This window comes from Bradyrhizobium sp. 61, assembly GCF_023073075.1.
GTDB classification, from domain to species: domain Bacteria; phylum Pseudomonadota; class Alphaproteobacteria; order Rhizobiales; family Xanthobacteraceae; genus Bradyrhizobium; species Bradyrhizobium barranii.
Genome location: NZ_JADPIU010000047.1, coordinates 104,278 through 112,511 on the forward strand (window position 1 = coordinate 104,278; position 8,234 = coordinate 112,511).

General features: G+C 64.4%; 11 protein-coding genes. 6 read left to right on the plus strand and 5 right to left on the minus strand.

What is annotated here, in order from left to right; genetic code table 11:
- Positions 1 to 11: 11 nt before the first annotated feature.
- Positions 12 to 698 (minus strand): DUF2161 family putative PD-(D/E)XK-type phosphodiesterase, encoded by a 687-nt coding sequence (locus IVB46_RS13885; RefSeq protein WP_247311229.1) that lies wholly within the window; start codon positions 696 to 698, stop codon positions 12 to 14.
- A gap of 143 nt (positions 699 to 841) precedes the next feature.
- On the opposite strand from IVB46_RS13885, the gene IVB46_RS13890 reads away from it, so the two are divergent.
- Positions 842 to 1,189 (plus strand): GrlR family regulatory protein, encoded by a 348-nt coding sequence (locus tag IVB46_RS13890; RefSeq protein WP_247311226.1) that lies wholly within the window; start codon positions 842 to 844, stop codon positions 1,187 to 1,189.
- Here the strand turns inward: IVB46_RS13890 and IVB46_RS13895 are convergent.
- Both IVB46_RS13895 and IVB46_RS13900 read right to left on the minus strand, forming a co-directional pair.
- Positions 1,186 to 1,866 carry an SDR family oxidoreductase gene (locus tag IVB46_RS13895; RefSeq protein ID WP_247311223.1) on the minus strand — a complete coding sequence of 227 codons (681 nt, stop codon included), beginning with the start codon at positions 1,864 to 1,866 and terminating at the stop codon, positions 1,186 to 1,188. The genes IVB46_RS13890 and IVB46_RS13895 overlap by 4 nt on opposite strands.
- 23 nt (positions 1,867 to 1,889) lie before the next feature.
- Positions 1,890 to 2,633 (minus strand): tyrosine-protein phosphatase, encoded by a 744-nt coding sequence (locus IVB46_RS13900; protein WP_247311221.1) that lies wholly within the window; start codon positions 2,631 to 2,633, stop codon positions 1,890 to 1,892.
- Positions 2,634 to 2,701: 68 nt separating this feature from the next.
- On the opposite strand from IVB46_RS13900, the gene IVB46_RS13905 reads away from it, so the two are divergent.
- Complete coding sequence (locus IVB46_RS13905) at positions 2,702 to 3,028, plus strand: MliC family protein (protein ID WP_247311219.1); 327 nt, start codon at positions 2,702 to 2,704, stop codon at positions 3,026 to 3,028.
- A gap of 111 nt (positions 3,029 to 3,139) precedes the next feature.
- Here the strand turns inward: IVB46_RS13905 and IVB46_RS13910 are convergent, their stop codons facing one another.
- Positions 3,140 to 3,343 carry a DUF2735 domain-containing protein gene (locus IVB46_RS13910; RefSeq protein ID WP_247311217.1) on the minus strand — a complete coding sequence of 68 codons (204 nt, stop codon included), beginning with the start codon at positions 3,341 to 3,343 and terminating at the stop codon, positions 3,140 to 3,142.
- Between the two features lie 535 nt (positions 3,344 to 3,878).
- Here IVB46_RS13910 and IVB46_RS13915 point away from each other — a divergent pair.
- The 4 genes from IVB46_RS13915 (at position 3,879) to IVB46_RS13930 (ending at position 7,367) form a co-directional block, all read left to right on the plus strand.
- The gene (locus IVB46_RS13915; protein ID WP_038943077.1) at positions 3,879 to 4,913 is read left to right on the plus strand and encodes a glutamine synthetase beta-grasp domain-containing protein; all 1,035 of its coding nucleotides are present in this window, start codon (positions 3,879 to 3,881) and stop codon (positions 4,911 to 4,913) included.
- 196 nt (positions 4,914 to 5,109) lie between these two features.
- Positions 5,110 to 5,811, plus strand: a complete 702-nt coding sequence (locus IVB46_RS13920) for a GrlR family regulatory protein (RefSeq protein WP_247311212.1) — start codon at positions 5,110 to 5,112, stop codon at positions 5,809 to 5,811.
- Positions 5,812 to 5,829: 18 nt separating this feature from the next.
- Positions 5,830 to 6,513 carry a substrate-binding domain-containing protein gene (locus tag IVB46_RS13925; RefSeq protein ID WP_247311209.1) on the plus strand — a complete coding sequence of 228 codons (684 nt, stop codon included), beginning with the start codon at positions 5,830 to 5,832 and terminating at the stop codon, positions 6,511 to 6,513.
- Positions 6,514 to 6,545: 32 nt separating this feature from the next.
- Positions 6,546 to 7,367, plus strand: coding sequence for a tetratricopeptide repeat protein (locus IVB46_RS13930; RefSeq protein WP_247311206.1), 822 nt, complete (start codon positions 6,546 to 6,548; stop codon positions 7,365 to 7,367).
- A gap of 1 nt (position 7,368) precedes the next feature.
- Here the strand turns inward: IVB46_RS13930 and IVB46_RS13935 are convergent, their stop codons facing one another.
- Complete coding sequence (locus IVB46_RS13935; RefSeq protein WP_247311204.1) at positions 7,369 to 7,827, minus strand: hypothetical protein; 459 nt, start codon at positions 7,825 to 7,827, stop codon at positions 7,369 to 7,371.
- Positions 7,828 to 8,234: the final 407 nt, after the last annotated feature.

The following is an 8,234-nucleotide window of genomic DNA, read 5'->3' on the forward strand; positions in this document are numbered from 1 at the left end:
CGTGATTGCCGCTAGGGCAGGGATGCCTCGCGGGGCGTTTCTTTCATCGGTGCCTGCGGCCAGCGTGTCAGCGCCGCGTGTCCGGCCTCGGTCAGCCCGTAGATTCCCCGCTCAACGCGTTCGAACCAGCCATACACATTGCTAAGCAAGATCTTGCCGGCATCGGGACAGCGTTCGCGCAGTTCGCTCACGCGCCGCGGACCTCCCGCGAGCGCCGAGGCGCAGGCCAGCGCCTGCTGGCGATAGGCCGTCATGATCGGCGCGCGGGTGCTGCCACCGAGCACGGGATCGCCCTGGCGGCGCTGATGTTCGGCGACCAAGCGCGAACGGACCTTCGGCTCGCGGCGCGGCGCTGCCGTCGGCGGCTTCACCAGCACCTCGACCTGGCCGCGGTCAGTCACCCCAAGCATACCGAAGCCGAGGCGGCGGCAGAGATTGCGATAACGCGCATCGCTCTCGCGCCCCTTGCCGCGGATCGACATTTTTGCGGCGATCCAGACCTCGTCGGCTGCCGATGCACGATCGACCGCCTGGAGGATCAGCTCGAGATTGAAGGCGAGCTTGAGCTCGCCGATCACCACCACAGGCGGATCACCGGCGCTGAGACCGACGAGGTCGCAGCCGCCGATCTCGCCCTTGACCGTGAAGCCGAGCTCTTCGAGGAAGCGTTTGACGGGTAGATAAAGCGCGGTTTCCAAGGAAAGCGTCCGGGTCTTGCGTTCCGATCCGAGAATCAGTCGCGGCCAGTCTAGCCCGGAACGCAGTTGTGGCTCTGCGCCATTTGATCGGGAACCGATGGTGCGGTTATCCTGCGACCGGGACAGTCGGGCGCTTTACGAAGATGACGATCAGGAATGGCCTCTATCACATTCGCATTGAGATGCTGGATGCCGTCCAGGGCGGCAACCAGGGCGTCATGGTCCTGCGCGACGGCACCATGCGAGGCGGCGATTCATTCTTCTTCGCCTATGGCAGCTACACCGCGGCCGACGGCAAGTGGAAGGGCGAGCTGACCGACGAGGAGCATTCGCCCTCGTTCGACGAGCGCCCGGTGTGGGGCCGCAAGGTCGTGACGATCGGCTTCAGCGGCACCTACGCCGACGAGACCGCCTATGGCGAAGGCATTGCGCTCGCCGGCAAGCAGAGCATCCGCTTCAAAGGCAATCTGCGGCTATTGGTGCCGGACTAGACGCGGCCGCTCACCGGGATCAGCGCGCCGGTGACGCCGCTCGCGGCCTCGCTGGCGAGGAAGAGGATCACCTCGGCGAGTTCCTGCGGTGTCACCCATTTGGAGAAATCCGCTTTCGGCATGTCGGCGCGGTTGGCCTTGGTGTCGATGATCGACGGCAGCACCGCATTCACGGTCACCTTGCCCTTCCACTCGTTGGCAAGCGCCTCGGTGAGGCGATGCACGCCGGCTTTCGACGCCGCATAGGGGCCCATGCCGGAACCTGCCTGAAGCGCGCCCATGGCGCCGATATTGACGATGCGGCCAGCCCCGGACGCGGCGAGATGCGGCAGCGCCGCGCGCGAGGTGTTGAGGGCCGTCAGCACGTTGAGCGCATGCATGCGCTGCCACGTCTTGATGTCGCCGTCGCCCACGGTCTCGAACGCGAAGCCGCCGGCGATGTTGATCAGCGCATCCAGCCTGCCGAAGTGCTTTGCCGCCGCCTCGACCGCCGTCTTCGCTTGTGCTGGGTCGGACAGATCAACGCCGCCGATCTCGATGCGTTCGGGCGTTGCCGACATCTGCGAGGGCGCGTGATCGATGCCGGCCACACGCGCGCCGCGCGCCAACGCTGTCTCGGCGACAACCTTGCCAAGGGCGCCGAGCGCGCCCGTCACGATCAGAACCTTGCCTTGCATCGTCGTTCTCCCGGCACCGCCGTTTACGATTGCAGATAACGCGCCTTCAGCGCGGTTTGCTCCGGTGTGCCGAGCTTGAGGCCGTCGCGCAAGTAGGTTTCGAGATCGCCATATTCGTTGGAGACGGCCTCGAAGGCAGCAGCAAGGTATGAGGCTTCGACGCTGCCGATCGCATCGAGGACGTCGGCGGGAAGATCGGAAGCGTTCGATGCGTCCCGCTTGTAGTGCTGGTTGGTCAACAAGTAGTCCTCGGCAATGACCTCGTCGGTCACGCCGAGCGCATGCAGGATCAGCGCGCTTGCAAAGCCGGTGCGGTCCTTGCCGGCGGTGCAGTGGATCACCAGCGGCGCGCGGTCTTCCAGGAGATGGCCGAACAGCGCGCGAAAACTGTGCGTGTTGTGGCGGACATAGTTGCGGTAGGACTCCCGCATGAGCTCGAGCGCGACCGGCGCGGTGAGCCTGCCCTCAGCAAGCTCGGCGCGCAGCGCGGCGACGACCGTCGGCTCGATCGGCAGCGAATGCACGGTGATCTCGTTCACGACGCAGACGCCGGCCGCGCGCTCCTCGACGCCGCGAAAATCAAAGGCGCTGCGCACGCCCAGCGCGCGGACGATCTCGACGTCGGCGGCCGTGAGCTGGCCGAGATGGTTGGAGCGGAAGATGTGGCGCCAGCGCGTGGTGCGGCCATCCGAAGTCGGATAGCCGCCGAGGTCGCGAAAATTGCTGGCGCCTTGCAGGGCGAGGTGGCGGGCAGGGGAATCTGGCATGAGATCAACTTGGGTTATGTTTCCACTGGACGCACTACGGCGTCCTTGAGTGCATTCAGGGGGCAATCATGGGTCGGCACAAGGCCGTTGTTTTGGCGATCACCATGCTGTCGGGCGGAATTATCGGTGCGGGACAGGCGGATGCGCAGACGTTCCGGACCTATCGCTGTGCCGATGGTACGCAGTTCATCGTGGGATTTTATGACGATGACAAACGCGCCTTCCTCCAGATCGACGGCGAACCTGTCACGCTGAAGAAGCGGCTGGCGCTTTCTGGCACCCGCTATTCGGGGGCAGGGATCACGCTGAGGATCGGCAAGACCGGAGCGACCACGGTCCAGCATCTGAAGCGGCCGGTCACTTCCTGCACGGTGATCGAAAAGCCCGCCCTCTAGCCGGGAGTCCAGCAGGAATCAAAAAGGGCCGAAACCTCGTTGTTTCGACCCTTTTTCAAACTTCCGTCGGACGCTTGCGCGAGCGCGGCGGTATCATACCAAACACAAACATTAGCGTTCCCATTTGGGCTTTGCTTCGTCGACCGCATCCTGGTGGTACCAGCTGTCGCTGCAGATCGAGACGTTCGCAGGAAGCGAAGCATGATCGGCGGGAAGGCGGGTGTCGCTATAGCGACGTCCGGCGAGAGCCGCGCGGCCCCCGACAGGGAATTGGTAGATCGTTGCAGATCCGTGATTCAGACCATTATTCATCATTGCGATTGCTCCTGGGTCGAAGCGCCTTGGCCTCCATGGTGCGCCCGACTCGTTCGATTGTGGTTACTGGATTCCCCATATCGGCCGCGCATCCCGAATTGGAAAGTGCTGAAAAGGAAATCAGTTGCTGCCCAATCTGTAGGCATGTGACCCTCTGCATCCCCTAAGGCACCGTGTCGGTGGCTAACGCCTGGGCCATTCCAAAGGTTGCTAGGCAGGGCCCAGGACTTTGCGAAAGTTGCCGGACGTTGATGCGCGTTTCATCGGCAACCTCCGGCAACGGAGCGTCTGCTCCAGAATCAGGCGTTTTCCGCGGGATTTTTGCGGTGCAGCTTCACGCGAAGGTGCGCGGCTATGACGCACGCCGCCGGGGATGGTTTGCCGTCGGCGGGCCGACCCCGGACGCGGTGGAAAACCTCCCGCGCTGCGGCCTTTTGGCACGCAAAATGCTTGTAGTGGGTCGGCCGATGATGGCCGGGTACAAACGTGCGGGGGCTCTCAACCCCACCTTTCGCATCATCTACAGAGAGGCTCAATGACCAAGTATAAGCTCGAGTACATTTGGCTCGACGGATATACGCCGACTCCGAACTTGCGCGGCAAAACACAGATCAAGGAATTCGCGTCGTTCCCGACGCTCGAGCAGCTTCCGCTCTGGGGCTTCGATGGCTCCTCCACGCAGCAGGCCGAAGGCCACAGCTCCGATTGCGTGCTGAAGCCGGTCGCCGTGTTCCCGGACGCCGCGCGCACCAACGGCGTGCTCGTGATGTGCGAAGTCATGATGCCCGATGGCAAGACCCCGCACGCGTCCAACAAGCGCGCCACCATCCTCGATGACGCCGGCGCATGGTTCGGCTTCGAGCAGGAATACTTCTTCTACAAGGACGGCCGTCCGCTCGGCTTCCCGGCCTCCGGCTATCCGGCCCCGCAGGGTCCGTACTACACCGGCGTCGGCTTCTCGAACGTCGGCGACGTCGCCCGCAAGATCGTCGAAGAGCATCTCGACCTCTGCCTGGCGGCCGGCATCAACCATGAAGGCATCAACGCGGAAGTCGCGAAGGGCCAGTGGGAATTCCAGATCTTCGGCAAGGGCTCCAAGAAGGCCGCTGACGAAATGTGGATGGCCCGCTACCTGATGCTGCGCCTGACCGAGAAGTACGGCATCGACATCGAGTTCCACTGCAAGCCGCTCGGCGACACCGACTGGAACGGCTCCGGCATGCACGCCAACTTCTCCACCGAGTACATGCGTACGGTCGGCGGCAAGGAGTATTTCGAGGCGCTGATGGCGGCCTTCGACAAGAACCTGATGGACCACATCGCCGTCTACGGCCCGGACAACGACAAGCGTCTGACCGGCAAGCACGAGACCGCGCCGTGGAACAAGTTCAGCTACGGCGTTGCCGATCGCGGCGCGTCGATCCGCGTTCCGCACTCCTTCGTCAACAACGGCTACAAGGGCTATCTGGAAGACCGCCGTCCGAACTCGCAGGGCGACCCATACCAGATCGCTTCGCAGATCCTGAAGACGATCGCGTCCGTGCCCGCCGACAAGAAGGCCGCGGCCTAAGATCCTCCCGGCCCGGGCCGGGGGGCTGGCCCGGGTTGGTCTTCAATCCGCCGGAGCTGCAAAGCTCCGGCGGATTTTTGCATTCCGATGACAGCCGTTGTTGTGGGTCTGCCGGCCATGCCGGCTTGAAGTCTGTCCATCGCCGGCGAAACCGGGATAGAATGCCCCGGGAAGCGCGGGGCCGGGGACACGGCTGGTGTTTGAAGGCTTCTACAAGGTGCGATTTCAGCTCGGCGACGCGGTCGGCCGGAGCGTGATGCATGTCGGCAATGGCAAGATGCTCGGCGGCAATTCGGCCTTCGCTCATATCGGCAGCTATGCGAGGACCGAAGCCGGCGTCGACATCGTCATCAAGACGGTCCGCCACAACCCGGACCCGAACTACCGCGCCATGGCCGGCACCGACGATGCTACCTTGCTTGCGAAAGGCTGGGCGGACGGCGATCTCTATCGCTTCAAGGGCGAACTGAAAGAGCTGCCCGGCGTGCCCTTCCAGTCGGTGATGACGCCGATCACCGAAGACGAGGTGCCGATCGCGGGCGGCGTCGGCGAGGCCGGCATCGCCGACGGGCTCTATTCGATCCACCTGCGCATGCTCGACGGCGTCGATGGCGGCCTGACCGGCGTGATGCTGCTCAACCAGGGCCGCATCCTCGGCGGCGATGCCTCGTTCTACTATCTCGGCAGCTACACCGCGGCCAACGGGCGCTGGAAGGGCCAGATCCTCAATCAGGAGCACACGCCGGCCAAGGACGATCCGATCTTCGGCGGCCACGAGGTCGGCATCGGTTTCTCCGGCGCCTATGACGCGGAGCAGGCGGTGCTTGAGGCAACGGCGCTCGCCGGCAAGCGCAGCCTGCGTCTGACCGCCGCGCTCAAGCTGATGCACCGCGCCTGATCGCGACAGGAATAGCCCATGGAAAACATTCGCATGCTCTCGACGCTCGGCCTGATGGGCGCGATGCGCAGCCTGTCCTCCGCCTTCGAGGCCGCTCACGGCATCCATGTCGATGCCGACTTCGCGCCAACCCTGGCACTGCTGAAACGGCTACGCGACGGCGAGGCCGCCGATCTCGTCATCCTTACCCGTGAGGGGCTCGACGAGATGATCGGCGAGGGCCGCGTGGCCGCAGGTAGCGCGGCCGATCTGGCGCGCTCCTTCGTCGGCATCGCCGTGCGGGCAGGGCAGGCGCATCCCGATATCTCCAGCGAAGCTGCATTGCGCAAGTCGCTGCTCGCGGCGCGATCCGTTGCCTATTCGCGGCTGGGCGCGAGCGGCGTCTATTTCGCCCAGCTGATCCAGCGATGGGGCATCGCAGCCGAGATCAACGCCAAGGCCACCATCGTCGAGCAGGGCTTTACGGCGGAGCGGCTCGTCAGCGGTGAGGCCGACCTCGCCGTGCAGCAGATCAGCGAGCTCAAGCAGGTCGAGGGCATCGAGGTCGTCGGCCCGATCCCGCACGATTTGCAGACACCGGCCGTGTTTTCCGCCGGCCGCATGGCCAACGCCAGACATGCCGAAGCGGCCGATCGGCTGCTGCGCTATCTGGCATCGCCGGAGGTCGTCCCGGTGCTGCGCCAATCGGGACTCGAGCCTTGAATTTGCCGGAGCAGAGACGCAACGTGGCGCCCATGCGGACTTGTCTCCTTGCCATTCTCCTGACGCTTGCAGCGCCGTTATCGGCGCATGCGCAATCGGCCGATCTCGTCCTGTGCGACCGGCTGGCCGCCGATCCCAGCGATCCCGACAAGCCGGCCGATGTGAAGGGCGTGACGGAGCTTGCCGCGTCCGACATTGCGACCGCCGTCAAATTCTGCAAGCAGGCCGCACCGTCGTCGCGGCGTGCGATGTTCGCGCTCGGCCGCGCCTATGCCGCCAACCGGCAGACGGCGGAGGCGATCGCCGCCTGGCGCAAGGCGGCCGACAAGGGCTCGAGCGCGGCGATGGTCGAGCTCGGTGTCGCCTACGGCACCGGCTCCGGTGTTGCGAAAGACGAAGCACAAGCACGCAAGCTGTTCGAGCGGGCGGCGCAGGCCGGCAATCCTCGCGGTGTCAGCAATCTTGCCGCGCTCGGCGGCGCCGGCGGTGCTGCGCCGGCCGACCCCGCACAGGCGCGCGCGCTGCTCGGCAGGGCGGCCGAGACCAACGCGGAGGCGCAGTACCAGCTTGGCCTGATGCTCTCCAACGGCAACGGCGGGGAGAGGGACGACGTCGCGGCGCGCGCGATGTTCGAGAAGGCGGCGGCGCAAAACCATCCCGGCGCGCTGGAGCGGATGGGCGCGTTCGCGCAGGAAGGCCGCGGCGGCGCCAAGGACAAGGATGCCGCCAAGGCCTATTACGAACGTGCCGCCGCGCTCGGCGACGAGGACGCCAAGAAGGCGCTGGAGCGGCTGCGCTGCCCCTATGCGATCAAGGACAAGCAGGGCAAGCTCGTCACCACGCTGTGCTTCTAGCTCACTTGTAGTAGTAGGCGACGTTGTTGCGGGCGTCGCGATAAGTCGTCTCGAGAAAGTCCGGATATTGGGCGGCCGCGCGCGCGACGGCGCGCACGATGCAGTCCCAGAAATCGCCATTCCAGTTGAAGTGCTCGAAGGTGGCATCTTCGAACTTCACGGCGGTGATGATGGCCTGCCGGATTGCTGCGTCATCGGCGCGCGGATGGGCGCGTTTCACATAACCGAACATCGGCCCTTCATGGGCGTGGTCGCGGTCGTAGCGGTATTTCGCGCGGAACTGCTCCGGCGTGAGCGTGCGATTGACGCGGACCTCTTCGTCGGTCGGGCGTCCGTCGAGTGTGTCGAGCCGGTAGCGCCGGCACCAGAGCTCGAAGGCCGCATCGAGCAGCGGCTGCTTTGCAGCGCTGGCGATGATCGCTGCGATCTGCGCTTCGGCTGAAGGCTCTGTCTGGTTCATGCCGCTTTGTCGTGCGCTCGCTCCGGCGGGTTCGAAGGGGCCTCAAGGATGAACCAGCTCCGGCACGGGCCGTTGAACCACAACATGAGGAGGGCCGCCCGGGATCGCGCGAAACAAAAAAGTCAAAAACAACCCCATGCACAGTAGCCAAGTCGTCGAAATCACTAAGTTCGTATTTTACGAAAATAAATTGACCCGTCGGGCATAACAGGGGCATGATGGCATCATGCGGCGAGTGGGCTCCGCTGCCCTGCGCTGAAAAGCCGGATGGCCTCGGTGCGTCGACAGTGGGCGTGGACTCATTGGCGCTAGCACTACTTTGGCAGATTGTTGATTTCATCGCGATTTATAGGATTCCCGAATCAATTTTTCAATGATTCATGGGTGGTCGGCTCTTGGAGGGCTGA

Bases quoted from the DNA above. Each gene is read 5' to 3' on its own strand.
- IVB46_RS13890 (WP_247311226.1), top strand. From the start codon at position 842: ATGACGATCAGGAATGGCCTCTATCACATTCGCATTGAGATGCTGGAT.
- IVB46_RS13895 (WP_247311223.1), bottom strand. From the start codon at position 1,866: ATGCAAGGCAAGGTTCTGATCGTGACGGGCGCGCTCGGCGCCCTTGGC.
- IVB46_RS13900 (WP_247311221.1), bottom strand. From the start codon at position 2,633: ATGCCAGATTCCCCTGCCCGCCACCTCGCCCTGCAAGGCGCCAGCAAT.
- IVB46_RS13905 (WP_247311219.1), top strand. From the start codon at position 2,702: ATGGGTCGGCACAAGGCCGTTGTTTTGGCGATCACCATGCTGTCGGGC.
- IVB46_RS13910 (WP_247311217.1), bottom strand. From the start codon at position 3,343: ATGATGAATAATGGTCTGAATCACGGATCTGCAACGATCTACCAATTC.
- IVB46_RS13915 (WP_038943077.1), top strand. From the start codon at position 3,879: ATGACCAAGTATAAGCTCGAGTACATTTGGCTCGACGGATATACGCCG.
- IVB46_RS13925 (WP_247311209.1), top strand. From the start codon at position 5,830: ATGGAAAACATTCGCATGCTCTCGACGCTCGGCCTGATGGGCGCGATG.
- IVB46_RS13930 (WP_247311206.1), top strand. From the start codon at position 6,546: ATGCGGACTTGTCTCCTTGCCATTCTCCTGACGCTTGCAGCGCCGTTA.
- IVB46_RS13935 (WP_247311204.1), bottom strand. From the start codon at position 7,827: ATGAACCAGACAGAGCCTTCAGCCGAAGCGCAGATCGCAGCGATCATC.